This is a genomic window from Shouchella hunanensis, assembly GCF_028735875.1.
GTDB classification, from domain to species: Bacteria; Bacillota; Bacilli; order Bacillales; family Bacillaceae_D; genus Shouchella; species Shouchella hunanensis.
Genome location: NZ_CP117834.1, coordinates 368,668 through 394,632 on the forward strand (window position 1 = coordinate 368,668; position 25,965 = coordinate 394,632).

The window sequence follows — 25,965 nt, forward strand, 5'->3', positions numbered from 1 at the left end:
TTATTAAGCACTTGCTGCTTAATCACTTACACATAACGGTGTGTTCCGTTAAGAACTACTCTATGTTCATTCTTAATCACTAAAAGGCGAGTTCGCTACGCTATCTGACTGACTTGCACCTACCGTCAGTTCTCTTCTGTCCAAGCGCTCACTACTACTCCTTTATGGCTGTGTTATCATTATCGATTATTATCGTCATTGTATGCAAAGTTATGCCCAATGTCAAGCAGGCATATACCTATTTTCCCTATCATGAAGCGGATTGCTTTAGTTTCTCTTCTTTTTGCAAAGGTCGATCATATAGCCGAACGAGTGGTAATGATAGCAACAAGAGTCCACTAATGATAAAAAATAAGAGTTCAATTGAATAAAAGTCAACGATTAAGCCGCCTAGAAGAGGTCCAATCATTCTTCCACCAGTTGAAATGCTGTTGACAATGCCTTGATAAGATCCTTCTCTTCCTTTCGGTGAAAGCTGATTGGCAATTGTTGGTACCGCTGGCCAAACAAACATTTCCCCGATCGTTAAGATAAGCATCGCCACTAAAAACATGGAAAACACACTTGCTTGAGTTAACACGATATACGACAATGCAAAGATAATAATGCCTGCTGTCATTTGCCCTTTAATACTTAAGCGGAACCTCCGAATAACAAGGGCAATTAGTGGTTGAGCAAAGACAATAAGTAAGCCATTTATTGTCCACAGTACGCTGTAAAGCGGAAGTGCAATGCCTAGGTCTTGAATATGAACTGACACGTTCGCTTGCCACTGTGTATAACCAAGCCAAGAAATAAAGAATGCACCACAGACAATAATAAGTGCATGCAAGCGGTATTGTCTCTTAAATGGAACTTTATGAGAAATAGAAAGACTAGAGTCAGCAGTCCGACCAAGTTGTCCACCCCAGTGGCGAAAGAAATAGGCGATAAATCCAAGCATAAACACATGCACTGCCGCATTGGCAATAAACACGTCCGTTAGACGAACAAGTGTGACAATCCCAATTAATGCAGTCCCTAGAGAAACGCCGACATTTTGAGCGACATAGATGGCGTTAAATGGTCGTCTTCCTCCATCTGGCCATAAACTTCCGGCTAATGCATACATAGCTGGCGCCATCATCCCAGATCCAAAACCCATACATGCTAAAAATAAGCCATATAGCGTATACGTTTCAAAAAAGAACGCAAGTAAAACGGAAGCACTTGCGGATGTCGATGCTCCTATTAAAATCGTTCGATACGCACCTAATTTATCAAAAAGTCTACCACCAATTAGACTACCTAACACCCCGGCACCAGCATTAATCATTAACACGATGCCGGAAGCCGTTAACGTTTGTCCGAGCACTTGCGTCATAATAACAGCGTTTAAAGGCCATAAAAAAGACGCACCTGTAATATTAATTGCCGTCGCAATAATTAAAATCCATATAGATTTAGGCATAAACCTGCCTCCTTTAGCGTTACAAAACCCTCACCAGTTTAGAAGAAATCAACCCATTTAGCAATAGTATTAGCTCTTTAAAAAGAAGGAGAAGACTTCTAATGAAAGAGATGATACACTAATCTTATTCTTTAAAAGGCAATGGTGGTTCACATGTTCAATAGGTTAAACAAAAACGCAAAACCTTATTATACGTGGAATGATCATCTGAAAGATCATTTCGGCTCAAAGGTAATGAAGATCTCCCTTGATGCCGGTTTTGATTGTCCAAATCGTGACGGCAGTGTTGCTTATGGTGGCTGTACGTTTTGTAGTCAACGAGGTTCCGGCGATTTTGCTGGTGATCGAAAAGATGATTTAATCACTCAATTCCATTCTCAAAGAGAGAAAATGGCGCGAAAATGGAAAACAGACAAATACATTGGCTATTTTCAAGCCTATTCCAATACATATGCCCCTGTTGAAACGCTACGTTCGTATTTTGAAACGATTTTAAAACAAGAAGGCGTCGTGGGGTTATCCATTGCCACTAGACCAGATTGCTTACCAGAAGAAGTCATTGACTATTTAGCTGAACTACATGAACGCACCTATTTATGGGTTGAGTTAGGACTGCAAACGGTTCACGAAAGAACGGCACAGCTTATTAATCGTGCTCATGACTATGACTGCTATAAAGAAGGCGTTGCGAAGCTCCGAGCACGCGGCATTCGCGTTTGCGCTCATATTATTAATGGATTACCCCTTGAAACAGAGAACATGATGCTAGACACAGCAAAAGAAGTGGCCAAGCTCGATGTACAAGGAATTAAAATACATTTGCTTCATCTTCTCAAAAAAACGCCGATGGTCAAACAATTCGAAAAGGGTTATGTTGACCTACTGGATCAAGAGCGCTATACAAAGATTGTTGTCGATCAACTTGAAGTGCTCCCACCAACAATGATGATCCATCGGTTAACAGGTGATGGCCCAGCTGATATTCTCATAGGTCCTATGTGGAGTACGAATAAATGGTCTGTTCTGAACGGTATTGAAGCAGAGTTTCAAAAGCGTAATAGTTGGCAAGGAAAGCTTTACGAAGGAGTTACACCATGAAATTACAAGGGATCTTACCGTTTGCACGTACACTTTTACAGGAAGTGATACAAGCTGGAGATACGGTCATTGATGCGACTGCAGGTAACGGCTACGACACGCTTTACCTCGCTACACTTGTAGGGGAAACAGGCATGGTCATTAGTTGCGATATACAAGCGGACGCTGTTCAGGCCACTGCTGAACGATTAGACCAAGCGAACGTGGCTGATAGAGTTGAACTTCATCAGATGGGGCATGAACAACTTTGTCACTTGTCTACATTTAAGTCCGCTGCCATAAAAGCAGCTGTCTTTAATCTAGGCTACTTGCCTAAGGGAGACAAACGTATTACCACTACAGGAGATACAACCATTGAAGCGATTAAGCAAATCTATTGCCAGCTCACGAACGAAGGACGTATAATTCTCGTTATTTACCACGGTCATCCTGAAGGCAAAGTAGAAAAGGATGCGGTACTAGACTATACACGTTCATTGCCGCAAGAAGAGGCGCACGTTGCTATGTATCAATTCATAAACCAACGCAACAATCCACCTTTTGTGGTTGTTATAGAAAAACGTAAATGAAAAGGAGCATTTAATCATGAGTAAACTAGATACGATTCTTGCATTTAATCAATCTTTTGTAGAAAACAAGCAGTATGAACAATTTTCTGTTGGTAAATTTCCACAAAAGAAAATGGTTATTCTTACGTGCATGGATACAAGGCTTACAGAACTCCTTCATTCTGCAATGGATTTACGAAACGGCGATGCAAAAATTGTAAAAAATGCCGGAGCCGTTATTTCTCATCCTTTTGGTAGTATTATGAGGAGTATCCTCGTTGCCATTTATGAGCTAGGTGCAGAAGAGGTTTATGTAGTCGGGCATTATGGTTGTGGTATGACGGGGCTTTCTTCAGAAGGTGTACTGCAAAAAGCGAAAGATCGTGGCATTCAAATGGATCATATTGATTCCTTGCGCTATGCAGGTGTAGACGTTGACGCATTTTTAACAGGCTTTGATGACGTTACGGATAGCGTAAAACATAGTATTGATTTAATTGTGAACCACCCTTTGTTACCTAAAGATGTAAGCGTTCATGGACTTGTCATCAGTCCAGAAACCGGAAAATTAGACGTTGTGCAACGGGATCTTCGTCCAAGCTAAAAAAAACTCGTCGCTTTCATCAAAGCGACGGGTTTTTTGTCTTTGTTGCTCCATATATTCTTGTTTTGTTTTTGTTTTTCTCGTCGCTAAGTCAGCCATTGCATAAACGCCTCGATTAAGTGCTGGATTTCGCTTTCCTTCACGGATGCGTTTTTCCCGCTGCTTTTTTGCTTTTGATCTGCTCATATAGTATCACTTCCTTTCCTTCATTATAACAAAGGAAAGAGGAGGAAGGAAGTCATCGAATAAGCATGTTCACAAAACCAATTGTATAGCGAAAGACCTCTTCTTTCTCCGGTTCATTGTAAAGCTCATGATACAAACCGCTCCACTCTTTTACCATTTTATGACTAAGATCTAGATGATTAAACCACGTGAAAGCTGCACTGCTATCGACAACATGATCTTCACCAGCAACCATTAATAAGATAGGAATATTCGGCATCTTTTCCGGATAACGCCTTGTTTGAAGCATCGCTTTTGTTAATTCGTGATACCAACGCGCTGATACTTTCGTAACACGTAAAGGATCCTTTGTATATTCCTCCCGAACGACTTCACTACGAGTCGTAAGCTCAGGTTTTAAACCTGATTGCAAACTAAACGTTGGCACCACATGATTCAATACTTTCGCAGCTGCCTTCTTTGGTGGAGAAACAGGCATCTTTAACTGCAAGCATGGTGAAGATAGCACAACTGCCTCGATAAATGAATTATCCCTTTCGATTAACGTGCGAATGGCAATTAACCCACCCATACTGTGACCAACAAGGACAATTGGCAAATGCTTTGAACGTGCCTGCTTTAACCAGCGATCGACTGTTTTTATGTATTGTTTAAACGAGTCAATATGACCTCGCTTTCCTCTCGACTCTCCTTGACCTGGTAAATCACCAATTAAGCAGTCAAAGCCGTGTAAGTTCCATTTTTCTATTAACCAATGATAGCGTCCACTATGCTCACCTGCACCATGGACAATGACAGCTACTCCTCGGGGTTCTGGCACTTCAAAATAACGCACGACATTTCCTCCTTATCTAGCTATTCTATCTTACGTACGATAAAATCAGTATAGCTGATTTTATCCCTTTTAGGAAAGGACAGGTTTAGATGATTTTACCTTATCACGATAAAAAACCGTTTATTGATTCAACGGCTTATGTAGCAAGTAACGCGGTTATTACTGGAGATGTTGAAATTGGTGCGTATTCAAGCATTTGGTTTCATTCCGTTATCCGTGGCGATGTGGCGCCTACTCGTATTGGCAAACGTGTAAACATTCAGGATCAATCCATGCTTCATCAAAGTCCTAATCGAACGCTTCTTATTGAAGATGACGTTACAATTGGTCATCAAGTGACCCTTCATAGTGCGATCGTTCGTAAACATGCGCTCATTGGCATGGGCTCTATTGTTCTTGATGGCGCAGAAGTTGGTGAAGGTGCGTTTATTGGCGCTGGAAGTTTAGTACCCCCAGGAAAAACCATTCCCCCAAACACCCTTGCATTAGGAAGACCAGCAAAAGTCGTACGAGAGTTGACAGAAGCTGACCGAAAAGATATGGAACGAATTCGCACAGAATATGTAGAAAAAGGTCAATACTATAAACAAGTAGATGATTGTCACTAACTCCTTACATAGGTCATGAACAAAAACAGCTCCTCAAACAATGTTTGAGGAGCTTCATTATTGATTTTAGGCTTCTGCTTTTAGTACTTCTGCTTTATCTGTTCTTTCCCAAGGAAGTTGCACGTCTTCGCGGCCAAAGTGACCATAAGCAGCTGTTTGCTTGTAAATCGGACGGCGCAAATCAAGCATTTTAATAATGCCAGCAGGACGTAAATCAAAATGTTTTCTTACAAGTGACACAAGCGTTTCTTCATCGGCTTTACCAGTGCCGAATGTATTAATGGAAATAGAAACTGGCTGTGCCACACCAATTGCATACGCAAGCTGTACTTCACAAGATTCCGCAAGACCTGCAGCGACAAGGTTTTTCGCCACATAACGAGCAGCATAAGCTCCTGAGCGATCAACTTTTGTTGCGTCTTTACCTGAGAACGCACCGCCACCATGACGAGCAAAACCGCCATAAGTATCAACAATAATCTTTCTTCCTGTTAATCCAGCATCTCCTTGAGGTCCACCAATAACGAATCGGCCCGTTGGATTAATAAAGAATTTTGTTTTCTCATCCATTAATTCAGCAGGAACAACGGCTTTAATAACGTGCTCTTTAATGTCTGCTTGAATTTGTTCCAGTGTAATCTCAGGTGCATGTTGTGTCGAAATAACGATTGTATCTACACGAACAGCCTTATCGTTTTCATCATATTCAACGGTTACTTGTGTTTTACCATCTGGTCGTAAATAATCAAGGGTTTCGTTTTTACGCACTTCACTTAAACGAAATGCTAATTTATGACTGAGTGAAATTGGAAGCGGCATAAGCTCCTTCGTTTCGTTTGATGCAAAACCAAACATCAACCCTTGGTCTCCTGCACCAATTGCTTCAATTTCTTCATCCGTCATTTGCCCTTCTCGTGCTTCTAAAGCTTGGTCAACACCTTGAGCAATATCAGCAGATTGTTCGTCAATTGACGTAATAACCGCACATGTCTCAGCATCAAAACCATACTTTGCACGCGTATAGCCAATTCCTTTAATCGTTTCACGCACTACACTTGGAATATCAACATACGTGCTCGTTGTAATTTCACCTGCAACAAGAACCATACCCGTTGTTACCGAAGTCTCACACGCAACACGCGCATTCGGATCTCTCTTTAAAATTTCATCAAGGATCGCATCAGAAATTTGATCACAAATTTTATCTGGGTGCCCCTCCGTAACTGACTCTGATGTAAATAAGTGCTTTCCTCTTTTTTCAGACATATAAAGTCCTCCCTTATTCCAAACTCTCGCTCGGAAGCATCTAGTATTCTAAAAACTAAAAACGAACAAATCAGATCTGATTTTAGTAAGTAGGCTAAAGGCATCTTATGCCCCCGGACACATAATCGCAACTTATCCGTATCGTTTTTATCTTATTGTTCACGTATGTTTACAAAAAGAAAAAGCTCTTTTCTACATGAGAAAAGAGCTGACTTGTCTATCGATCGCCTCTTATCTCCCAGAACAAAGATGTTCTGCAGGTTAGCACCTTTTCACGGAAGTGATGGTTGCTGGGTTTCAAAGGGCCTGTCCCTCCACCTTCTCTTGATAAAAGCGTGATGTTATCTGTTTTAAAAAGCAGTATAACTTTACCTATGAACATTCTTCACTATTCCATAGTCGCTTTCAACGCACTATGTAAAAGAACCGAGTGACGTTTAATGGAATAAAGTAAATCAATCAATAGGCTGCGCTTTGTTCGTTTTCGGACATTAGCATAACATAGTTTACCTGACTTTAAAAGGGAAAAGGCAGTAGAGCGGATTTCTTTTTTTAGATGATATACCTATTGCTGCACTTGCCCTTATTAGATATGTATCATTTCTTTCAACCATCTTTCACTTTAGTATGGATTATTTAATACAATGTGTTATACTAATACCACGAACACTGACCTTAAAGGAGCCGATTATGAAAATAGTAAATGGATCAACACAATTAGAACAGTTGCTTTCTAGCCCTAAAACAGTTCATCAGCTACCTGTCCCAGCTTTAGTAGAGCGAGCATTAATGAATCATGAAGGTGAACTTACAAACACTGGTGCGTTATCAGTTCAAACGGGTACGTATACAGGTCGCTCTCCGAAAGATAAATTTATTGTCGATGAGCCAAGTGTTCGCTCTACCATTGATTGGGGCTCAGTGAATCAACCCATCTCACGAAACACATTTAAAGCGCTTTACGAGAAAGTGTTATACTATTTACAGCAAAAAGATGTTCGATACGCTTCAAATGGATTTGTAGGTGCGGATCCTGCTTATCAACTTCCAATCACATATATTAATGAATTCGCTTGGCACCACCTTTTCGCACGTCAACTATTTATTCGTGAAGGTCAACCTGGAAAAAGCAATCAAGAGCCGTTCACCATTGTGAGTGCGCCAACTTTTAAGGCAAACCCAGCAATTGATGGCACAAATTCAGAAGCATTTGTCATCATTTCATTCGAAGAGCGCGTTGTTTTAATTGGTGGAACCGAGTACGCTGGCGAAATGAAGAAATCAATGTTTTCCGTGATGAATTACTTAATGCCCGATGAAAATGTGCTGCCAATGCACTGCTCGGCTAACACGAATGAAAATGGAGAAACAGCACTTTTCTTTGGTCTATCCGGTACAGGTAAAACAACGCTATCTGCTTCAACTCACCGTTCACTTATTGGTGATGATGAGCATGGATGGACGGAAACAGGCATTTTCAATATTGAAGGCGGCTGCTACGCGAAATGCATACATTTATCACAGGAGCAAGAACCACAAATTTGGAATGCGATTTCGTTTGGTACTGTACTCGAAAATGTTGCAGTAAGTGAAGGAAAGCCTGATTACGATGATGCACAGTTTACAGAAAATACGAGAGCGGCTTATCCCATTGAAGCCATACCGAATGCATTAAAGCCTAGTGTTGCTGGAAGTCCAACTGCAATCATTTTCTTAACCGCCGATGCGTTTGGAGTATTGCCTCCTATTAGCAAACTAACAAAAGAGCAAGCTATGTATCACTTTTTGTCTGGGTACACGAGTAAATTAGCTGGAACCGAAAGAGGCATCACTCAACCCGAGGCAACATTCTCTACTTGCTTTGGCGCACCATTCTTACCAAGGAAGCCTGAAACATATGCATCCATGCTTGGTGAAAAAATCGAAGCAAACGATGTTGACGTATTTTTAGTAAACACTGGCTGGACTGGTGGAAGTTATGGAACAGGGAGCAGAATGAAGCTACGCTACACTAGAGCAATGGTTGAAGCTGCACTTCAAGGAGAACTCAACCAGGTTGAAACGGAAACAGACCCCATTTTCGGACTCCACCTACCCTCTCGTTGCCCAGGTGTCCCAGATGAACTATTAAATCCTCGAAACGCTTGGGCTGATAAAGCTGCATATGATAAAACAGCTAGCGCTTTAGCAAGCCAGTTCGCAGATAATTTCGTCCGTTTTTCTTCTGCTAAAGCAAGTATCCAACAAGCAGGGCCAACGGTACCTAAACAGTAAAAAGAGTAGATTACGATCTACTCTTTTTTTGCATCCAACTAGCCGCTTTTTTTAGTATCGTAGCCTGTGCTGTCGCAGGAAAATGGTGTTCATACTCTGGAAAAAGCCATGTTTCCACTTGATGTTGTTTCGCTTCTGGAATGGAATCCAACAGTTGATAGACGTGCTCACTCGAGACATGTTGGTCTTTTTCTCCATGTATTAGTAAAAGTTTTGGTGAAAAAGAACTAAGGTGTTTTAATGGTGTTCTTGCTTCATACCGATCTGGATACTTCCATGGCGTTCCTCCGATTACTCGCTTCATCATTTTCCTTAAATCAATCCGCTCTTCATAGGTAAGGACCATATCCGTAATGCCATTCCAAGACGTCACTGTTTTCGTTTGCGGCCGATATAACCCTGTCCAAAGCGCCATAATACCACCACGAGAGAAGCCGACAACATGAATTCCCTTTTCACACGCAACAGAAGGATGTTGCTCAAGTAAATCAAATCCATTGATGGCATCAAATCGATCATCCCCGCAAAAATCTTCACGTCCTTCACCACCACGATTTCCTCGGTAGTAAGGAGCAAACACGACAAAGCCCTCACTCGCCCACTGAATGATTCGCTGTGACCTTACCATTCCAACCGTTTTAATGCCACCTCTTAAGTAGAGTAACCCAGGTAGTCCTGTTTGATTGATGGGTTCAGCCATTAAGCCGATCACGTTGAAACCACTGCTTTTATATGTCACTTCAAATAAATGGATTTTCCTACTAGGTGAGGGTACTCTTATTTTTTCAATGATCATAAAACCCTCCTTTTAGGCATACACCCTTTTCCTACTTAGCGCATAGTGTAACAATAAAATCTTTTTTCTGTTCTAATGCTAACAATAACATGTAAGGAGTGATACGATGAAACGATTGCTTGCTTTTCTATCTGTCGCTTGTTCACTCGCCTTCGTAGTAGGCTGTCAGTCAGATGGCCCTACAGAAACGCTTGAAGTCGCGGAAGTCACACGTTCTGTCTTCTATGCGCCATTATATGTTGCGCTCTCAGAAGGATTTTTCGAGGAAGAAGGCCTTTCCATCGAATTAACGACAACGTGGGGCGGCGACAAAACGATGACAGCTTTGTTATCTGGCGGTGCCGACATCGCACTTGTTGGGTCTGAAACCTCTATTTATGTTGCTGGCCAAGAAGCAACAGATCCAGCCATTAATTTCGCTGCATTAACGCAAACCGACGGCACTTTTCTCGTTGCTCGTGACCAAGTTGATTCGTTTCAATGGAGCGAACTAAAAGGAACAACTTTTTTAGGTCAACGTAAAGGTGGAATGCCACAAATGGTAGGGGAATTTGTTTTAAAGCAACATGATATAAATCCCCGAACCGACTTAACACTCTTGCAGAATGTGGATTTTGGCAACATTCCTAGTGCCTTTGCTTCTGGTACAGGTGACTACGTACAATTGTTCGAACCTCAGGCCTCTACATTTGAGAAAGAAGGTCTTGGTCATGTCGTCGCTTCATTTGGCGCAGAATCTGGTCGTGTTCCCTATACGTCATTTATGGCAAGACAGAGCATGATTGAAAAAGATGAAGAAGCGCTCATACGATTTGCCAGTGCCATTTACAAAGGTCAACAGTATGTAAAAAATGAAGATTCTTCCACTATAGCCATGTCTATTCAAGACTACTTTGAAGATACAGAACTAGACATTCTCACTAGCGCGGTAGAGCGATACAAAGACCAGGGTTCGTATGCGACGGATCCTTTATTGACAGAGGAAGCCTGGTCTACACTACTTGCTATTATGGATGAAGCGGGCGAACTCCCACTTCATATTCCATTTGATGAACTTGTTAATACAGCCATTGCTTCGAAGTCAATGGAGTAGAGGAGGAAAATCATGTCGGATGTATCAATTGATTCAGTCTCCTTAACCTACGTAAACGAGTCTGGCGCTTTTCCCGCCCTGGAAAATGTCTCACTAACGATTAAAGAAGGAGAGTTTGTTTCCTTTATTGGCCCAAGCGGATGCGGAAAAACAACTCTGCTATCGATTATTGCTGGCTTACTTGAACAAACCAGTGGTTCACTTTATATAAAGAATACGGAATCAATTGGCTATATGCTGCAACACGACTATCTGTTCCCTTGGTTAACAATCGAAAAAAACATGACCCTTGGGCAGCGTATTCAAGGAACCCATAATGAAGTCTCTCACCGGAAAGCACTCCGATGGCTCGAGCGATTCGGTCTGGCCGATAAGAAATTCGATCTTCCTAAAGCTTTATCTGGAGGGATGAGACAACGTGTTGCCTTAATTCGTACATTAGCAACAGACCCTTCTCTCATTCTTCTTGATGAGCCTTTTTCAGCATTAGATCAACAAACAAAGTTAAAACTAGAAGATTTAGTTTCACACACATTGAAAGCAGAACAAAAAACCGCTATTCTCGTTACTCATGATATTAGTGAAGCCATTGCGATGAGCGATCGTGTCATTCTTTTTTCACCTCGACCAGGTAAAGTTGCTCAAGTCTTTACGATTCCTCAAGAAATTCGAGCATGTACGCCATTTGAAAGTAGACAGCATAAAGATTTTCAAGACCAGTTCCAATTAATATGGAAGGAGCTGGATCGGTTTGAATCCAACTAAATTACATGAGCAATTTGTTCTGGAAAAGAAAAAAGAAAAGCGTTTTGTGAGGATAACCCAGATCACGATCATTGTCGTTCTTATTGCAATATGGGAGCTTGCGTCTCGCTTGGCATGGATTGATCCTTTATTATTCAGTATGCCGTCACGCATTGTTACATTGCTTTATGAGCACATAACAGCTGGCACTTTATGGATTCATGCGTCTGTAACAATGTTTGAAACGATCGTTGGCTTTTTACTTGGAACGATTGTCGGTACCTGTTTGGCTGCTTTACTCTGGTGGTCAAAACGATTATCGACCATTCTTGATCCCTTTTTAGTGATTCTTAACTCTATGCCGAAAGTAGCAATTGGACCGATTTTAATTGTTGGCATTGGTCCTAACATCGGTTCCATTATCGCTATGGGAATGCTTGTTTCTGTTATTATTACCACAATGGTCGTTCATACAGCTTTCAAAGAGGTAGATGAAAACTATATAAAAGTGCTTCAAACGTTCTCTGCTTCAAAAAAACAAATCTTTTTTAATGTCGTTTATCCTGCATCTATCCCGGTCATTATTTCCACTTTAAAAATGAATGTTGGCCTTGCATGGGTCGGCGTCATTGTCGGGGAATTCCTTGTTTCAAAACAAGGATTAGGCTATTTAATCATATATGGCTTCCAAGTATTTAACTTCAATCTTGTATTCATGAGTTTACTTGTTATCGCAATATTAGCCACATTTATGTATATCTTCGTTGAATACATTGAGAAAAAAATGACGAAATATAGCATTTAGCGCCCTTCAATGAGGGCGTTATTTGCTTGTATAGTACCGTTTTTTAGTTAAATAACCCGGTTGAAATGGCGTATTGAACCGCTTGTGGAACTACGTCATCTTGCATAATGGGGCTAAACCGATTATCTGCCTTCATTCCAATAGGTAATTCTTCTATCAGCTTTCGTCCATTTGTTTCAAATCCAGAAGGCGTTTCGTCAAACCGTTTGATTTGAACGGCATAGATTGATTTATAAAAGACCTCTTGTGGATCTTGAACTTCATATTGACCAATATAGGAAATCCACTGAGCGTATCCACCTGTTTCCTCCCATAGTTCACGCTTTACCGCTGCCTCAAGCTCTTCATTCATTTCAACTTTACCACCTGGAAATTCATACCCTCTTGCTTTATGGTCCGTTAAAACCCAAGAACCTTGATGCCGCGCAATAATAAGCACATGTTTAGGTGACGATGTAAACGGCGATTCATCTCCAAGTACGAGGTTGACTGTATAGCCATTTTTATCTTGAAACGTTCGCATGATAGCCTCCCACTTTTACAGTATGTACCGTAAATTATAGAGGAAAACCCAACTGAGTTCTAATCCTACCATGTCTGCCTTCCTTTTTTTTGCGGTCGTATGCCCCATAAAACAAGTAAGATGGTGAGTAAGATCACGAACGCATTTCCTGTAAATGTTAGAAAATGATGGCCTTTCATAAAAATCGCAAACAATGGTGGACCTGCCGCAACACCGATAAACCGTGTACTATTGTAAAAAGAAGAAATAGAACCTCGCTGTTCTGCGGGTATGCCTTCTGTCACAAACGCATCTAAACTTGGTAGCGTAGCACCTATACCAATACCAGCTGCAAATAGTGCTGTCAACATCATATACAACTCCTTATTAAACGAAATGACAAACACAGCTAGAGTGAGAAGAGATAGCCCACCAACCGTTAACCACTTCATTTTTAGCTGATCTTGTCCAATTCCCTTTCCAGCTACATAAGAAGTTAAACATAGCGCAAGTAAAGGAAATGCAAGCATAACTCCCTTTCTAACGCCATGAATGTGATGACTTTCTTCTAAAAAAGTAGATAAATAAAAGAGAATACCAAAGAGAATGTACATAAGAATGCCACCAGTAATAAAGACTGTGTATAACCAACGGCCTTCGCGTTTAAAAATTTGCTTCACTGATTTAAGAAATTGCTTAAATTTTTTAGGTTTTTCTTTTTGTGGAGGTGTTTCAATAAGGTAAGACACCATGATAATAGAAATAGCACAGAAGACCGGAAAAGCAAAAAACGGTAAATACCAAATAATTGAAGCTAATAAAGCTCCAAATATCGGACTAAGCACTTTTCCGAACGTATTAGAAGTCTCAATTATTCCTAATCCTTCACTCACTTCTTGTTTCTTTTTAAACAAATCACCAACAAATGGCATAACAATAGGTGCTGCACCAGCGGCACCTATGCCCTGCAACAATCGACCAATAAAAATAATCCAATAAGAATGGTCTAATTTCCACGCAGCTAACCCTGCAACAAGTCCTCCTATTCCAGCTAAGATTAAACTTGGAATAATAACTTGTTTACGCCCGATATGATCCGATAAATATCCTGCAACAGGAATAAAAATAATTGCTACTACTGAATAAGCAGTTATTAAAAGACTTACCATAAAAGAACTTACATCTAATTCGCTTCCTATTTTTGGGAGAACAGGAATAAGCATCGAATTACCTAATGTCATGACAAGGGGTACAGATGACAATGATAATAATCCCCACATTTTCTTTGAATTTTCCACGTTGTTCTTAGACCCCTTTTTTTGCATGAGATACATGTAGTATGAGCAAACAGGAACAACGTATTCACAAATAAAAAAGCCTGCTATCAAAAAATGATAGCAGGCTTACTATTAGTGGAGATGATATTTTTCACTTTTCTTCAGTTGATCGTATACTTCTGCAATCGTTTTGTCAGAGTATGCATCTAGCTTTTCAACACGACTTTTATATTCTGATAAAAGTGATTCACGCTGAATACCTTCTTCTAGAATATCCTCAAATACGTCTTCTAAAACATCGTCACGACCTGAAACAATCTTTCCTTTCAAAATAATGCTCTTTCCTTCTTTTAAATCCGTTATCGATTCAATAGAAGTAATCATAACAGCTGGATGATTGTCTTTACTCGTAATGACAACGCTGACGAGAATATGACGTTCCGCTTCCTGCTCTCGTTCAAATAAACGAGCATCCTCCTTAGAAATTACCGCATCAATAAACCAGGTATGCTCCTCATTTTCCATATTAATAATGAGTCCCTCATGAAGCGGAATGGGCTCTTGTGTTACCTTCCCTTGCTGCCCATCAATTACTTGCATTGCGTATAGCTTGAACGTCTTCATAAAACGCCCCTCTTTCTACATTATGAGCTTTTTATTTCCTTAAACACTTGCTGAAAGTGGTTTGACACAACCCATTCGAGCAACTCACGCTCTTTTTCCACTAGCTCTCGTTGCAGCTGATCTGTACATTCCTTTTCAAGTTCGTCAAGCAAATAATTAGAAGGGTTTATCATTTTACTAACCGACTCCTCTTCACTCATTCGTCCTGCAAGCTTGTCCATTCATGTATTTCGCTAAAAATGAACGCTTTCCTGCTTAAAACTGCTTTTGATTGTAAGCTTTATGAAGTTGATCAAGTGCCTTCATCAAGGTTTCCCTTGATGTAGCAAGATTCATTCGCTCGTAGTGTTTGCCTTCCTCACCAAAAATGGGCCCATGATTTAATGCCACTTTTGCCTCTTCAAGTAGCCATTTTTTTCGTTCTTCTGCCGTTAACCCAAGCATTTCAAAATTCATCCATAACAAATACGTACCTTGAGGTTTCATTAATTGAATCTTTGGCATATGGGTACCGATGTAATCTTCCACCAATGAATAATTCTCTTGAATATAGCTCATTAACTCCTCTAACCATGGCAATCCATGATCATAGGCAGCTTTCGTTGCAACTTGTGAAAACATATTCGCGCCAATGAAGGTATTTGCTAGCACTTGTCGATACTTAAGTCGAAGAGCTGGATCCTTTATCACAACATACGCGCCTTGAACACCAGCCAAATTAAACGTTTTCGTTGGTGCTAATGCTGTAAACACATGATTTTCAAACGCTTCATTTACAGAGGCAAACGGTGTGTGGCTATAACCATCAAACAACAAGTCTGCATGGATTTCATCAGAAATGACGTATACATTATGCTTTAGACAAATCGATGCAAGCTTACTTAATTCCTCTTTCGACCACACTCGACCACCAGGATTGTGCGGGTGACACAAAATCAACATTTTTGTTTTTTCTGTTATCATTGATTCAAGACCGTCGAAATCCATTTTATACAGTCCATCTTTTAAAAGCAGAGGGTTTTTAACAACGTTGCGATTATTCTTTTCAATCACATCATAAAATGGGTAATATACAGGTGTCTGAATAATAATATCGTCTTCTTCTTCGCTGAATGTTTGAATTAAATTGCTAATAGCTGGAACAACACCCGTCACATGAACAATGTCAGATTCTTGAATGGTCCAGTTGTACCTGTTCGAAAGCCAGTTAACAATGGATTGATTTACAGCAGGAGAAGCTGCGGTATATCCATAGACCCCATGTTCTACTTTTTCTTTTAATGCATCAATAACAGGTTGAGGTGCTTTAAAGTCCATGTCTGCTACCCATAGTGGCAACAAACCCTCTTGACCAAATCTATCTTTGGCACCATCCCATTTCATTGAATCCGTTCCAACTCGATTAATGGTTTCATTAAAATGACTCATCTACTTGCTGCTAACGCAGACTCCCTCCTACTCACTCTATTTTATATATACAGTGTAACATAAACAGCGATAACGGTCGGTGTTCAGGCATCTTAAAAAATGATACACTATCAAAGTCGTTTAGAACAAAAGAAAGGAGTGATGGTAAATGGATGGGACATTCATCTGTGTTGAAGGCGTGATTGGCGTAGGAAAAACCACACTCGTAACAAAACTTTCCGAGCACTATCAAACGGAGCGATTGTACGAGATTGTAGCTGAAAATCCGTATTTAGAAAAATTTTATGATGATATGGATGCGTGGAGCTTTCAAACAGAAATGTTTTTTCTCTGCAATCGAGTGAAACAATTAGAAGATATCGGAAAAATACTTAAAAAAGGACAAACTGTCTTATCCGATTATTATATAGGTAAGAATCTCATTTTTGCTCATCAGACGCTAGATGAACAAAAGTATGATCAATATAAACGTATATACAACATCGTAAGCGAGCCGCTACCTAAACCAAGAGCGATTATCTATTTAAAAGCTGATTTCGATACGATCATGCACAGAATTAAACAAAGAGATCGCTCGTTTGAACGAAAAATGGATCCGTTTTATATTGAATCTTTAATGCAAGACTACGATCAAGCCATGACAGCCATAAGTGACGTCATTCCTGTGTTAACCATTGATACGACTCACCTTGATTTTGTCATGAATCAAGACGACCTTTATTCAATCATTCATCAGATTACGTCTACATTTGGCCCACTAAAGGAGAATAAATATGACTAATATTCCATCTAACGCTATTATTACAGTCGCTGGTACTGTAGGTGTTGGCAAAACGACAATGACGAAAAAACTTGCTCACGCATTACAATTCAAAACATCTTTTGAAAAAGTAGACAACAATCCATACTTAGATAAATTTTATGCAGATTTTGAACGGTGGAGCTTTCATCTTCAAATTTATTTTTTAGCAGAACGATTTAAAGAACAGAAAGCAATGGTAGAAGATGGTGGGGGCTATGTGCAAGATCGCTCTATCTATGAAGATACGGGGATTTTCGCAAAAATGCATGCAGATAAAGGAACGATGACGAAAGTCGACTATGAAACGTATACCAGCCTATTTGAAGCCATGGTGTTAAATCCTTATTTTCCTACTCCAGATGTTCTCATTTATATAGACGGTGATTTAGATGCCATCATCAACCGTATTCAAAGTCGAGGTAGAGAAATGGAGAAACAAACATCTACAACCTATTGGGAAGAAATGCACGGTCGTTATCAAGACTGGATTGCCTCTTTTACTGCTTGTCCTGTGTTGAAGCTTAATATTCAAGATTATGACTTAATTAACGATGAATCGTGTATTCAAGACATCGTCAAAAAAATCGAACAGTACTTTTAACTTACTTAAGGAAATAATCACCAACCTGAATTTTTCTCCCATCGGTGGCAACCTTATCTAATTGGTTGCTCCGATTGCTCTTTTCAGGGATATGCGGAGTGGCTAGTAGCCAGTACACATCCTCCCACTTGTCTTTTTTAATAAGCTTAATCATTTCCTCGATATCGTCACGTACTAAAAAATGAACGTCCGTCATCGCCGCTAATTGCCAACAAGAGTCTGTTACGCTTTCAGCCGTTGTCAGAACAACGCTTTTTGATGCTTGATAGTACGCTCTTGCTGCATAAATCTCTTGTACGCTACTTAAGCCCAGATTTGCTCTATAGCGCTTTAATTGAATGACCGTAGTTTCATTTTCATCATCTGTTAGGACTAAATCAGCACCGTAATCTCTGCTTTTTTTCGTTTGCCACGTCCTGAATCCGCTCGCTGCATAGACTACAGCCATATAGTCTTCAAAGGCGTGTCCATCCATCTGGTCAATTTGCCGAAGTGTGACTTTCTTAACATCTGTTTGCTTGCGATGGGAGGCTTTTTGCCAAATCCATATAGTCAATATGATTATAAGACTGACGCCAATAACGCTAATAATTTGGTTAAACTCCATTTTCACTCTATCCTTTATGTTCGTCTCTTTGGAAGCATACACAAATTGTACGTACACGTCAAAAAAAAGTAAGCAACAGCCAATAAGCTGTGCTCACTTCTTTTAGGATTCTCATTGTTCGTACGCTTCATTGATTTCGTCAACAATTAGTTTGACTGATTCTAGACCACTACCACTTAAATACCACACTTCACTATTTAACTGATAAATATTGTCGTCTTGATACGCGTTTGTACGCTGAACTTCTTCATTTCCTAATACTTGATCAGCTGTTGCGGAATTTCCAATTGACGCACCCCGGTCAATAGCGAAGATGTAATCAGGATTTGTTTTGGAGAAGTATTCGTTTGAGACATTGCTTCCATGACCTTCAGCTGGAATATCTTCGTCTGCTGCAGGAATATTCATAACGTCATGAATAATTCCAAAGCGTGAGCCGATTCCATATGCACTTGCAGAGCCCTCATCGATTGAGACGATTAATGCATTAGCTTCACTGTCTGCTGCTCGACCTTGAACTTCTTCAATGACACTGTTAATCTCGGCTAATTGGCTATCTACTTCTTCAGAAGCATCAAAGATTTCGCCGAGAACATTCATGTTACTTTCAAATGTCTCCATGAAATTTTGATTATCTACTTGTAAAAAGACAGTTGGCGCAATTTCGCTTAACTCTTCGTAATTGTCCGATGCACGTCCTGAAATAAAGATAACGTCAGGATCCATCTCGTAAATCTTTTCAAAGTCTGGCTCAAATAAAGAGCCAATGTTCTCGACATCACCATTTTCTAATTCTTGCAAATATTCAGGAACATTACTCCCCATTGGAATACCAGAAATGTCTCCGCCAATTGCTCTGATAGAATCTGTCACACCGTGGTCGAACGAAATGACTTTTTCTGGATTAACCGGAACCTCTACCATATCGCCATTCATTGTCTCTACTTCAACAGTTTGTTGCTCTTCTGTTTCGTTTCCTTCACCTGAAGAAGCGTTATTTGTGTTCTCTTCGCTATCTCCATTCCCACATGCTGCTAAAAATAGTGCTGCTCCTGCTGTAACAAACCACTTACTTGATGTATTCATTTATATAATCCTCCTAAGATATGTTGGTTTATCCTTATCATCGTATCGTAATATGTACTAAATACGTTCGGTCCACTCACCTCCTTCAATTACTAAAGCTTTTAATTAAAGTACACGCAAATTTTATTGCAGTTCACTTCTTGTATGGCAATTTCCATATCGTAAATATTGCGCAGTGAATCTGAATTGATGATGTCGTGACAATGACCTTCCTCAACAATCTCACCATTTTTCATGGCAACAATATTATCTGAGTAACAAGAGGCAAAATTAATGTCATGAACGACAATAAGAATGGTCTTGTTTCGCTCGTCAACTAAGCGCCGTAGTGTTTTCATAATTGAAACAGAGTGCTTCATGTCTAAATTGTTTAAAGGCTCATCAAGAATAATGTACTCCGTATCTTGTGCCAGAACCATTGCAACATATGCTCGCTGACGCTGTCCACCGCTTAATTGGTCTAAATATTTATCTTGAATATCTCGCAGCGACATAAAATCAATCGCATCTTCAACATATGCCCAGTCTTCTTTTGTTAACCGGTTTTGTGAATATGGAAATCGGCCAAAGCTCACTAATTCACGGATCGTCAATCGAATGTTAATGTGATTGGCTTGTTTTAAAATCGAAATCTTTTTTGCAAGATCTTTGCTTTTATAAGATTCTATTTCTTTACCATCAATTAAGACTTCACCACTGTCTTTTTTAGCAATACGGCTAATGAGTGAAATCAAGGTACTTTTACCAGCACCATTTGGTCCGATAAAGGAAGTAATGGTGCCTTTTTTTACGTCAACGCTGACGTTATCTAGCACTTTTTTTCCGTCATAATATTTACTTACTCCGTTTACTTGTATAGCCACTGGTAACGTTTTCCGATCAATCCGTATTTCGCGATCAATTAATGCTGTTGTCATGTCGTTTTCGTCCCCCTTAATAATAAGTAAATGAAGTAAATACCACCGACGAAGTTAATGAATACACTAAGTGGTGCAGAATAAGAAAATACTCGTTCAACTAATAACGTTCCTCCTACTAAAGCGATGATGCTGACGAGTGCACTTACTGCTGCCATATGAGTATGCCTAAAAGTCGGCAACATCTCTCTAGCCACGTTAACGACCAGTAACCCTAAGAACAAAATCGGGCCAACAAGCGCCGTAGATATAGCTACAAAAATCGCAATCATAATTAAAAATTTCCGGATCGCTTTATCATAAGGAACACCTAAATTAATCGCTTGGTCTCTCCCTAATGAAATAGCATCCAAATATTTCAAATATGGCCATATGTATAGAATCGTACACGCAATTAGTAGCGCGGATATCCACAACAGGTCTACGTGAATGTTGCTAAAACTCGCAAACATACGGTTTTGAATCGTCAAAAAATCGTTCGGATCAATGATTACTTGCATAAACGTTGATAGACTAGAAAATAACGTTCCGAACACAATACCTACTAGTAACAAAAAGTAAAGATTTTGCTGTTCACGTCTAAAAAGCATAACGTAAAGTAAGAGTGCAAATAATACCATAAAAACAATGGATAACCCGTAATTCACGTAGCGACTCACCGCCACAATGCCTGCCGTTCCAAATACAAACACTAGAATGGTTTGTATGAGCACATAGAGAGAATCAAGTCCAATAATGCTCGGTGTTAAGATCCGATTGTTCGTAATAGTTTGGAAGACTAATGTCGAAAAAGCAATCACTGCGCCTACGATTATAATAGCGAGCACACTTTTTGCTCGTCTTGGAAGGGCATAGCCCCATACACCAGGTGAAATCCCTGAAAATAAATAGAGTAAAATCAACACAATTGCTCCAGCACCGAAACCAATATAAATCCATTTAGCTCGCATATTTTGGCCTCCTTAAGAGCAAATAAAGGAAAATTCCGCTCCCAATGACGCCAACCATTAAACCAATTGGTATTTCGTATGGATAAATAAGGATTCGACCTAAAATATCACATGCTAGAAGAAAAATGGCTCCAAATAACGCCGTATGCGGTAAACTATTTTTTAGATTGTCTCCACGCATGATGGATACAATATTCGGTATAATCAATCCTAAAAAGGGAACAGACCCAATCGTAACAACAACAGTAGCTGTTACCATCGCAACAATTAATAATCCGATATTCATAATTCGGTTATAATTCATTCCCAAGTTTGTTGCGAAATCTTTCCCTAAACCGGCAACCGTGAAGCGATTTGCAAATAGGAACGCAATAAACATTAATGGAATTCCTATGTAAAGCAACTCAAAATTACCCCGAATGACTAGAGCAAAATTTCCTTGCATCCAAGATGAGAGGGTTTGAATTAAGTCGTTTTGATACGCGATGAACGTCGTAATAGAATTCACAACACTTCCAAGCATTAAGCCTACCAATGGCACAAAAATCACATTCTTAAAACGAATTCGTTCTAAAATTTTCATGAATAACAGCGTGCCACCTAACGCAAAGATAAATGCAACAAGCATACGCTCCATTGTGCTTGCCTGCGTAAATACAAGCATCGCTACTAAAATACCTAAGCGAGCCCAATCCATGGTTCCTGCAGTTGTAGGCGAAACAAATTTGTTCTGCGTTAGTTGCTGCATAATCAATCCACAGACACTTAAGCTAACGCCAACAATGAGAATGCTCAAAAGTCTTGGTATTCGGTTTATTAATATAGTTTGGACTTCATCATCAGTTAAACGGAAAAGATCAAGTGGTGAAATGTCGTGTGCACCAATAAAAAGTGAACTAATCGATAACACAATGAGAATCGGCAAGAGAATCTTTATTTTCATGCTGTTCTTTACATGATTAAACCATGCAAGTGCCTCCCTCTCGTTAATAGTGATACTCATTATCAATTACATTCTCATTCTACCATTTCATACGTAAGAGTCAAGAGTAAATGAGAAAGAATATCATTATTAATTAGAAAGGCAGCTACATGTGCATACAAAAAAACATAGCTCACATGAAGCTATGTCTTTTAAAACCATATTCTTTTTTCTTTTTTAAAAGCTTATGAAACCTTGAGTAAACTACTGTCATCTATTCAAATTCCTGCCATTACGTTGATAGTAAAACCAATAAAAGAACGATAGGATGGCGCCGCTGAGAAAGAGACCACCCATTACGTCTGTCGGAAAATGCACCCCTAAGTATACTCTTGATATACCCATTAATACAATCATGCCAATTGAGAAACTACTAATGGCAAAACGAATAGATCGACGGTCGGTTCTTTTCCAGATGAGAAAAGCTACTACGCTATAAAATGATGCAGCTCCCATTGTATGTCCGCTGGGAAAGCTAAAAGTCGAAAGTTCAACAATCATAAATTCTTCTGGTCTAACCCGAGCAAAGCTGTATTTCGCAGCAGTATTTAAAACACCTGTTGTAAGTAATACCGCTGCCGAAAAATAGACATCGTTAAGTGGAGAACGTCTGACTAATAGAAAGATTATGAGCACAATCCCTAAAATGGCGACTATCTTCGTTGAGCCAACAAACGCTAAGCCATCCATTAGCATAAGGAAACCATCGGTACGAGTTTGTTCAAACCACGATAGAATGCCTCGATCAAAAGCTGTTACAATGGTGGTTCGGTAAGTCAAGAAAACCACGAAAAAAGCCATAACAAATATCATACTTACGCGCAACGGCGCTTTTTGAATACGGTTCATACTACTCTCCTCTTAAAACCATTATGTTCCCTACACAACATAAGCGGTTCAGACGTAAAGATCTTTTGAAATCATTTCCATAATCGCGTTTAGTTTCCACAGATAGTGGAATAAATAAACTGGGAGTGATCAACATGATAGAAAAGCAACTTAACCAAACCGATCAATTAATTGACGAACTGATACAACAAGGCATCTATAAAATAAATGATCGACACTTATTCGAGTTAAGTGAAGAAGAAATAAAAGGGTTTTACTCCATATGGGTGAAGGAGTAGTGAGTGATTTACACTACTCTTCCTCCAGCTTGGGGTCCAAAGAATGGTTCAAACCAGTGACTTGCATAAACAGAAACAATACCAAACACAATTGCCCAAATCACAACCCCTACTACTGTCCAAAAGATAGCCAGACCTTTTGGTACACCTAACGCTACAGCCGTAGCAGCCGATAAATGGCTACTTAATAAAAAAGATCCTAAAATACCAACTCCAGGCATACCATACTTCTCTAAGTATTTCTGCGTTTTCTCTTTCCGTTTATTCGGTTTTTCTTCTCCTTTTTCTTTTGCTCGCTTCACCATGCGTGAACGAATTTTGTCACCTAACAGAACAATGGCAACCACACCTAAGCTATTACCGATAATGGAAATAATGACTACTGGGACAACAGGCTCTCCCATCAAAATGACACCTACTGGTACTGCAATCATGTATTCCACTAATGGAATAAACGAGCCAATGAATAAAACGAGCATTAGGGATAAATCGACTTCAGCCATATTCTTATTCTCCTTTTTACGTCTCATTAACTAGAATCAACAAACGAAAAAAGCGCAAGAGCAGCGTCTTCTTTTTAAGCTCCATCACAGCTAAACGATTCGCTTCGTCATAACTGAATGGGACCATTGACTAAGCAACTAGAATAGAATGATGAATAGTAGCTTTATCAAAAAAAGAAGGACGTCCGACTCAAAGCGCTTCATGATCTCACGTCATTAATTAGAAATTAATGACGCCAAATCCCATTAACACAACAACTAGTGCTAACACGAGAACAATAAACAGCGAACCAAGACTATTTTCGTTCCGCTTTGCCTTCCCAGCCGCCATTTCCATAAACCCAATCACTAATACAGCTAAGAGACCTTTTACAACATAGAAGAGATTAAAGTTAAGCGCAACCAACATAGCTATACCAGATACAAGCATAAAGAGATAGAATAGTCTTGTAATCATATGTAAGATTGTAGCTGCTTTCAATTTTCTACTTCTATATAAAACAAAGGCAACGATAAAAAGAACAATTAGAAATGCCCAAGAACCTTCGTGTGTTGCTCTGAAAATACTGTAGTATTCAGTAAAAAAGTCCATTTTTGTTCACCCTCCTTTCCATTATTTCTCTGTCATTAGTATACCGTCTCTGTTTGCAAAATGCGAATGTTACGAAGTCGTGTACTGATTCAAATTTTGTTTAAGTTTAGCGTAACGTCTTAGCATCGCAATTCTCCATGGTAAGAGCATGGAGAAGGCCAAAATGAAAAACATACCTGACAGCTCGGCAGGATCAATGTTCTGCCCGATAACCAATCGAAAAACAATTCGAACAAGTAGCAGAATAACCAGAATATAAGCAAATGCCTTCGATCGCTTTAAATATATATCTCCGTCACGAATTTCGAATTTAGACGTGTAAATCAAAATGAGGGAGAACAAAAATCCAACAACCATTGCTTCAATAACGTAAAACAATGGAGGTCTAGTTGGTTCATATAGAAACATGAGTGCGCCTGTAGACATTGCTATAGGTGGAATAATAATTCGTCTTGCTGATGTCGGTCTCTTTGCAGCTTTCATTCGAATGATGAGAGCCGCCCCTCCCATAAAAGCCGCAATGAGAACAGGGATAACAATTAAAATCCAGTTTGTTTCTTCCATAAATAATCACCCTAACATAGGCATTCATTTGATATGTACTGAATAAAAGGTGCCTTGCGATTATACAAGGCACCTCTTTTTATTAAAACAATGGAGCTAGCATAGAGAAGCCGATGATGACGGCAAATAAAAGAACCAAATGATTTAATGAGAAAACGAACATAAACGTTGCCCATTTCTTTGGTTCCATTCGCTTATGCCCAACGATACTTACAATGAGCCAAGCTAATGCTAGAAGAAATGCAACAACGGTAATTACCCAACTTACTGACACAAATAAAAAACTTGCAGCTATAAGAGCAACTAAATAAACGTTTGTTTGCAAGTACGTACGTTTAAACCCTTTTACAACCGGCAACATCGGTACATTAGCCGCTTTATACTCATCATGTCTACGTATCGCAATCGCATAAAAATGCGGCATTTGCCAGATCACCATGACAACAAAAAGCCCTAAAATAGCTGGGTGAAATAAATCCGGAGAAATGGCAGCCCAACCAATTAATGGCGGAACGGCTCCACCAATGCTCCCAATTTCCGTATTGTATATCGTCCGTCTCTTTGACCACATTGTATAAGGAACAACATACAAAAACAGACCTAAGAAGCCAAACAAAGCAGCGAGTGGCGTCGCTAACAGCAACAAGAGAATACCAACTAGCGATAATGAAATTCCTAGAAGAAGCGCATTTAATGGCTGCATTCTACCTGTAACGGTCGGTCTATTTTTCGTTCGATCCATAATGGCGTCAATATCTCTGTCATACAAGTTATTAAAAGCTCCTGCAGCTCCTATAACCAGTGCTGAACCAATGACGGCAAATAGTATTTCCGTAAAGCGCTCATTGAGTGTTGTCCCACTTATATAAAGCGCTAGACTTAGACCAGCAATCATTGCTAATAAGTTTGATTTTATAATCCCCGTCTTTAATGTTTCTGATAATACTTGTGAGAATGCCTGCTTAGGCGCAGCAAGAGAGGCTTTCTTTTCTATTTTTATTGACCGCAATCCTCTCTTCCCCCCCATCTGTTAGTATGATTCGTTAAAAGAATACCTTCATTTTATCATAAACCTTGAACATAGAAAGAAGCTGAC

31 protein-coding genes, 1 riboswitch and 1 other annotated feature (1 of these 33 only partly in view) are annotated in these 25,965 nt (G+C 39.6%); of the genes, 11 read left to right on the top strand and 20 right to left on the bottom strand.

Features of this window, described 5'->3' with window-relative positions:
- Positions 1-177: a binding site (T-box leader), on the bottom strand (it extends 41 nt beyond the left edge of the window).
- Between the two features lie 73 nt (positions 178-250).
- Entirely contained in the window at positions 251-1,450 is a 1,200-nt protein-coding gene (locus PQ477_RS01985; RefSeq protein ID WP_144559386.1) for an MDR family MFS transporter, read from the bottom strand.
- Positions 1,451-1,603: 153 nt separating this feature from the next.
- On the opposite strand from PQ477_RS01985, the gene mnmL reads away from it, so the two are divergent.
- The 3 genes from mnmL to PQ477_RS02000 are packed head-to-tail and all read left to right on the top strand — an operon-like array spanning position 1,604 to position 3,700.
- Complete coding sequence (mnmL, locus tag PQ477_RS01990; protein ID WP_274272889.1) at positions 1,604-2,548, top strand: tRNA modification radical SAM protein MnmL/YtqA; 945 nt, start codon at positions 1,604-1,606, stop codon at positions 2,546-2,548.
- The gene (gene mnmM / locus PQ477_RS01995) at positions 2,545-3,117 is read left to right on the top strand and encodes a tRNA 5-(aminomethyl)-2-thiouridylate-methyltransferase MnmM (RefSeq protein WP_144559388.1); all 573 of its coding nucleotides are present in this window, start codon (positions 2,545-2,547) and stop codon (positions 3,115-3,117) included. The genes mnmL and mnmM overlap by 4 nt, the downstream gene beginning before the upstream one ends.
- A gap of 16 nt (positions 3,118-3,133) precedes the next feature.
- On the top strand, positions 3,134-3,700 hold the full coding sequence (locus tag PQ477_RS02000; protein ID WP_274272890.1) for a beta-class carbonic anhydrase: 567 nt from the start codon (positions 3,134-3,136) through the stop codon (positions 3,698-3,700).
- Here PQ477_RS02000 and brfA read toward each other — a convergent pair.
- Both brfA and PQ477_RS02010 read right to left on the bottom strand, forming a co-directional pair.
- Positions 3,665-3,886 (bottom strand): ribosome rescue factor BrfA, encoded by a 222-nt coding sequence (gene brfA / locus PQ477_RS02005; protein WP_274272891.1) that lies wholly within the window; start codon positions 3,884-3,886, stop codon positions 3,665-3,667. The genes PQ477_RS02000 and brfA overlap by 36 nt on opposite strands.
- A 52-nt stretch (positions 3,887-3,938) precedes the next feature.
- Positions 3,939-4,721 carry an alpha/beta hydrolase gene (locus PQ477_RS02010; protein WP_060703763.1) on the bottom strand — a complete coding sequence of 261 codons (783 nt, stop codon included), beginning with the start codon at positions 4,719-4,721 and terminating at the stop codon, positions 3,939-3,941.
- An 89-nt stretch (positions 4,722-4,810) separates the two neighbouring features.
- Between PQ477_RS02010 and PQ477_RS02015 the strand changes: the two genes are divergently transcribed.
- On the top strand, positions 4,811-5,329 hold the full coding sequence (locus tag PQ477_RS02015) for a gamma carbonic anhydrase (RefSeq protein ID WP_035393846.1): 519 nt from the start codon (positions 4,811-4,813) through the stop codon (positions 5,327-5,329).
- A gap of 66 nt (positions 5,330-5,395) precedes the next feature.
- On the opposite strand, the gene metK is transcribed toward PQ477_RS02015, so the two are convergent.
- On the bottom strand, positions 5,396-6,595 hold the full coding sequence (metK, locus tag PQ477_RS02020) for a methionine adenosyltransferase (RefSeq protein ID WP_055736184.1): 1,200 nt from the start codon (positions 6,593-6,595) through the stop codon (positions 5,396-5,398).
- Between the two features lie 228 nt (positions 6,596-6,823).
- Positions 6,824-6,929, bottom strand: a riboswitch (SAM riboswitch).
- Positions 6,930-7,285: 356 nt separating this feature from the next.
- Here metK and pckA point away from each other — a divergent pair.
- Positions 7,286-8,869 carry a phosphoenolpyruvate carboxykinase (ATP) gene (gene pckA / locus PQ477_RS02025; RefSeq protein WP_144559390.1) on the top strand — a complete coding sequence of 528 codons (1,584 nt, stop codon included), beginning with the start codon at positions 7,286-7,288 and terminating at the stop codon, positions 8,867-8,869.
- A 10-nt stretch (positions 8,870-8,879) separates the two neighbouring features.
- Here pckA and PQ477_RS02030 read toward each other — a convergent pair whose 3' ends face one another.
- Positions 8,880-9,665, bottom strand: a complete 786-nt coding sequence (locus PQ477_RS02030; RefSeq protein ID WP_144559391.1) for an alpha/beta hydrolase family protein — start codon at positions 9,663-9,665, stop codon at positions 8,880-8,882.
- Positions 9,666-9,771: 106 nt separating this feature from the next.
- Here PQ477_RS02030 and PQ477_RS02035 point away from each other — a divergent pair, with 106 nt between their 5' ends.
- From PQ477_RS02035 to PQ477_RS02045, 3 genes are read left to right on the top strand one after another with little or no spacing between them, the layout of a single operon-like run.
- A complete protein-coding gene (locus tag PQ477_RS02035) occupies positions 9,772-10,758 on the top strand; it encodes an ABC transporter substrate-binding protein (RefSeq protein ID WP_144559392.1) in 987 nt (328 codons plus the stop codon).
- 12 nt (positions 10,759-10,770) lie between these two features.
- Positions 10,771-11,523, top strand: a complete 753-nt coding sequence (locus PQ477_RS02040; RefSeq protein WP_144559393.1) for an ABC transporter ATP-binding protein — start codon at positions 10,771-10,773, stop codon at positions 11,521-11,523.
- Positions 11,510-12,307 (top strand): ABC transporter permease, encoded by a 798-nt coding sequence (locus PQ477_RS02045; protein ID WP_035393838.1) that lies wholly within the window; start codon positions 11,510-11,512, stop codon positions 12,305-12,307. The genes PQ477_RS02040 and PQ477_RS02045 overlap by 14 nt, the downstream gene beginning before the upstream one ends.
- A gap of 43 nt (positions 12,308-12,350) precedes the next feature.
- Here the strand turns inward: PQ477_RS02045 and ytkD are convergent, their stop codons facing one another.
- The 5 genes from ytkD to PQ477_RS02070 all read right to left on the bottom strand — a co-directional run bounded on the left by ytkD (position 12,351) and on the right by PQ477_RS02070 (position 16,138).
- Positions 12,351-12,830 (bottom strand): RNA deprotection pyrophosphohydrolase, encoded by a 480-nt coding sequence (gene ytkD, locus PQ477_RS02050; protein ID WP_035393835.1) that lies wholly within the window; start codon positions 12,828-12,830, stop codon positions 12,351-12,353.
- 65 nt (positions 12,831-12,895) lie between these two features.
- The gene (locus tag PQ477_RS02055) at positions 12,896-14,194 is read right to left on the bottom strand and encodes an MFS transporter (RefSeq protein ID WP_285892568.1); all 1,299 of its coding nucleotides are present in this window, start codon (positions 14,192-14,194) and stop codon (positions 12,896-12,898) included.
- A gap of 24 nt (positions 14,195-14,218) precedes the next feature.
- Complete coding sequence (locus PQ477_RS02060; protein WP_144559396.1) at positions 14,219-14,710, bottom strand: YwpF-like family protein; 492 nt, start codon at positions 14,708-14,710, stop codon at positions 14,219-14,221.
- A gap of 20 nt (positions 14,711-14,730) precedes the next feature.
- Complete coding sequence (locus PQ477_RS02065; RefSeq protein ID WP_035393833.1) at positions 14,731-14,931, bottom strand: hypothetical protein; 201 nt, start codon at positions 14,929-14,931, stop codon at positions 14,731-14,733.
- 34 nt (positions 14,932-14,965) lie between these two features.
- Positions 14,966-16,138, bottom strand: coding sequence for a MalY/PatB family protein (locus PQ477_RS02070; RefSeq protein WP_060703761.1), 1,173 nt, complete (start codon positions 16,136-16,138; stop codon positions 14,966-14,968).
- 148 nt (positions 16,139-16,286) lie between these two features.
- On the opposite strand from PQ477_RS02070, the gene PQ477_RS02075 reads away from it, so the two are divergent.
- Together PQ477_RS02075 and PQ477_RS02080 are read left to right on the top strand one after the other, a co-directional pair.
- The gene (locus tag PQ477_RS02075; protein WP_035393831.1) at positions 16,287-16,919 is read left to right on the top strand and encodes a deoxynucleoside kinase; all 633 of its coding nucleotides are present in this window, start codon (positions 16,287-16,289) and stop codon (positions 16,917-16,919) included.
- Entirely contained in the window at positions 16,912-17,541 is a 630-nt protein-coding gene (locus PQ477_RS02080; RefSeq protein ID WP_144559398.1) for a deoxynucleoside kinase, read from the top strand. The genes PQ477_RS02075 and PQ477_RS02080 overlap by 8 nt, the downstream gene beginning before the upstream one ends.
- A 1-nt stretch (position 17,542) precedes the next feature.
- Here PQ477_RS02080 and PQ477_RS02085 read toward each other — a convergent pair whose 3' ends face one another.
- From PQ477_RS02085 to PQ477_RS02110, 6 genes are all read right to left on the bottom strand, one after another.
- Entirely contained in the window at positions 17,543-18,148 is a 606-nt protein-coding gene (locus PQ477_RS02085; protein ID WP_035393829.1) for a restriction endonuclease, read from the bottom strand.
- A gap of 111 nt (positions 18,149-18,259) precedes the next feature.
- Positions 18,260-19,234 carry a siderophore ABC transporter substrate-binding protein gene (locus PQ477_RS02090; RefSeq protein ID WP_274272892.1) on the bottom strand — a complete coding sequence of 325 codons (975 nt, stop codon included), beginning with the start codon at positions 19,232-19,234 and terminating at the stop codon, positions 18,260-18,262.
- 101 nt (positions 19,235-19,335) lie between these two features.
- Positions 19,336-20,151 carry an iron ABC transporter ATP-binding protein gene (locus PQ477_RS02095; RefSeq protein ID WP_144559400.1) on the bottom strand — a complete coding sequence of 272 codons (816 nt, stop codon included), beginning with the start codon at positions 20,149-20,151 and terminating at the stop codon, positions 19,336-19,338.
- On the bottom strand, positions 20,148-21,101 hold the full coding sequence (locus PQ477_RS02100; protein WP_035393827.1) for an iron chelate uptake ABC transporter family permease subunit: 954 nt from the start codon (positions 21,099-21,101) through the stop codon (positions 20,148-20,150). Before PQ477_RS02100 ends, PQ477_RS02095 begins: the two co-directional genes overlap by 4 nt.
- Positions 21,091-22,044 (bottom strand): ABC transporter permease, encoded by a 954-nt coding sequence (locus PQ477_RS02105; protein WP_035393826.1) that lies wholly within the window; start codon positions 22,042-22,044, stop codon positions 21,091-21,093. The genes PQ477_RS02100 and PQ477_RS02105 overlap by 11 nt, the downstream gene beginning before the upstream one ends.
- 249 nt (positions 22,045-22,293) lie before the next feature.
- A complete protein-coding gene (locus PQ477_RS02110; RefSeq protein WP_052007645.1) occupies positions 22,294-22,932 on the bottom strand; it encodes a phosphatase PAP2 family protein in 639 nt (212 codons plus the stop codon).
- Between the two features lie 134 nt (positions 22,933-23,066).
- Between PQ477_RS02110 and PQ477_RS02115 the strand changes: the two genes are divergently transcribed.
- A complete protein-coding gene (locus tag PQ477_RS02115; protein ID WP_081762049.1) occupies positions 23,067-23,210 on the top strand; it encodes a Fur-regulated basic protein FbpA in 144 nt (47 codons plus the stop codon).
- Between the two features lie 8 nt (positions 23,211-23,218).
- Here PQ477_RS02115 and PQ477_RS02120 read toward each other — a convergent pair whose 3' ends face one another.
- The 4 genes from PQ477_RS02120 to cyoE all read right to left on the bottom strand — a co-directional run bounded on the left by PQ477_RS02120 (position 23,219) and on the right by cyoE (position 25,878).
- Positions 23,219-23,713, bottom strand: a complete 495-nt coding sequence (locus PQ477_RS02120; RefSeq protein WP_035393824.1) for a small multi-drug export protein — start codon at positions 23,711-23,713, stop codon at positions 23,219-23,221.
- A gap of 220 nt (positions 23,714-23,933) precedes the next feature.
- The gene (locus tag PQ477_RS02125; RefSeq protein ID WP_144559402.1) at positions 23,934-24,305 is read right to left on the bottom strand and encodes a DUF1516 family protein; all 372 of its coding nucleotides are present in this window, start codon (positions 24,303-24,305) and stop codon (positions 23,934-23,936) included.
- A gap of 69 nt (positions 24,306-24,374) precedes the next feature.
- On the bottom strand, positions 24,375-24,869 hold the full coding sequence (locus PQ477_RS02130) for a CcdC family protein (protein ID WP_060703754.1): 495 nt from the start codon (positions 24,867-24,869) through the stop codon (positions 24,375-24,377).
- Positions 24,870-24,951: 82 nt separating this feature from the next.
- Complete coding sequence (gene cyoE / locus PQ477_RS02135; protein WP_246117043.1) at positions 24,952-25,878, bottom strand: heme o synthase; 927 nt, start codon at positions 25,876-25,878, stop codon at positions 24,952-24,954.
- Positions 25,879-25,965 lie beyond the last annotated feature (87 nt).

Bases quoted from the DNA above. Each gene is read 5' to 3' on its own strand.
- PQ477_RS01985 (WP_144559386.1), bottom strand. From the start codon at position 1,450: ATGCCTAAATCTATATGGATTTTAATTATTGCGACGGCAATTAATATT.
- mnmL (WP_274272889.1), top strand. From the start codon at position 1,604: ATGTTCAATAGGTTAAACAAAAACGCAAAACCTTATTATACGTGGAAT.
- mnmM (WP_144559388.1), top strand. From the start codon at position 2,545: ATGAAATTACAAGGGATCTTACCGTTTGCACGTACACTTTTACAGGAA.
- PQ477_RS02000 (WP_274272890.1), top strand. From the start codon at position 3,134: ATGAGTAAACTAGATACGATTCTTGCATTTAATCAATCTTTTGTAGAA.
- brfA (WP_274272891.1), bottom strand. From the start codon at position 3,886: ATGAGCAGATCAAAAGCAAAAAAGCAGCGGGAAAAACGCATCCGTGAA.
- PQ477_RS02015 (WP_035393846.1), top strand. From the start codon at position 4,811: ATGATTTTACCTTATCACGATAAAAAACCGTTTATTGATTCAACGGCT.
- metK (WP_055736184.1), bottom strand. From the start codon at position 6,595: ATGTCTGAAAAAAGAGGAAAGCACTTATTTACATCAGAGTCAGTTACG.
- pckA (WP_144559390.1), top strand. From the start codon at position 7,286: ATGAAAATAGTAAATGGATCAACACAATTAGAACAGTTGCTTTCTAGC.
- PQ477_RS02030 (WP_144559391.1), bottom strand. From the start codon at position 9,665: ATGATCATTGAAAAAATAAGAGTACCCTCACCTAGTAGGAAAATCCAT.
- PQ477_RS02035 (WP_144559392.1), top strand. From the start codon at position 9,772: ATGAAACGATTGCTTGCTTTTCTATCTGTCGCTTGTTCACTCGCCTTC.
- PQ477_RS02040 (WP_144559393.1), top strand. From the start codon at position 10,771: ATGTCGGATGTATCAATTGATTCAGTCTCCTTAACCTACGTAAACGAG.
- ytkD (WP_035393835.1), bottom strand. From the start codon at position 12,830: ATGCGAACGTTTCAAGATAAAAATGGCTATACAGTCAACCTCGTACTT.
- PQ477_RS02060 (WP_144559396.1), bottom strand. From the start codon at position 14,710: ATGAAGACGTTCAAGCTATACGCAATGCAAGTAATTGATGGGCAGCAA.
- PQ477_RS02065 (WP_035393833.1), bottom strand. From the start codon at position 14,931: ATGGACAAGCTTGCAGGACGAATGAGTGAAGAGGAGTCGGTTAGTAAA.
- PQ477_RS02070 (WP_060703761.1), bottom strand. From the start codon at position 16,138: ATGAGTCATTTTAATGAAACCATTAATCGAGTTGGAACGGATTCAATG.
- PQ477_RS02075 (WP_035393831.1), top strand. From the start codon at position 16,287: ATGGATGGGACATTCATCTGTGTTGAAGGCGTGATTGGCGTAGGAAAA.
- PQ477_RS02080 (WP_144559398.1), top strand. From the start codon at position 16,912: ATGACTAATATTCCATCTAACGCTATTATTACAGTCGCTGGTACTGTA.
- PQ477_RS02085 (WP_035393829.1), bottom strand. From the start codon at position 18,148: ATGGAGTTTAACCAAATTATTAGCGTTATTGGCGTCAGTCTTATAATC.
- PQ477_RS02090 (WP_274272892.1), bottom strand. From the start codon at position 19,234: ATGAATACATCAAGTAAGTGGTTTGTTACAGCAGGAGCAGCACTATTT.
- PQ477_RS02095 (WP_144559400.1), bottom strand. From the start codon at position 20,151: ATGACAACAGCATTAATTGATCGCGAAATACGGATTGATCGGAAAACG.
- PQ477_RS02100 (WP_035393827.1), bottom strand. From the start codon at position 21,101: ATGCGAGCTAAATGGATTTATATTGGTTTCGGTGCTGGAGCAATTGTG.
- PQ477_RS02105 (WP_035393826.1), bottom strand. From the start codon at position 22,044: ATGAAAATAAAGATTCTCTTGCCGATTCTCATTGTGTTATCGATTAGT.
- PQ477_RS02110 (WP_052007645.1), bottom strand. From the start codon at position 22,932: ATGAACCGTATTCAAAAAGCGCCGTTGCGCGTAAGTATGATATTTGTT.
- PQ477_RS02115 (WP_081762049.1), top strand. From the start codon at position 23,067: ATGATAGAAAAGCAACTTAACCAAACCGATCAATTAATTGACGAACTG.
- PQ477_RS02120 (WP_035393824.1), bottom strand. From the start codon at position 23,713: ATGGCTGAAGTCGATTTATCCCTAATGCTCGTTTTATTCATTGGCTCG.
- PQ477_RS02125 (WP_144559402.1), bottom strand. From the start codon at position 24,305: ATGGACTTTTTTACTGAATACTACAGTATTTTCAGAGCAACACACGAA.
- PQ477_RS02130 (WP_060703754.1), bottom strand. From the start codon at position 24,869: ATGGAAGAAACAAACTGGATTTTAATTGTTATCCCTGTTCTCATTGCG.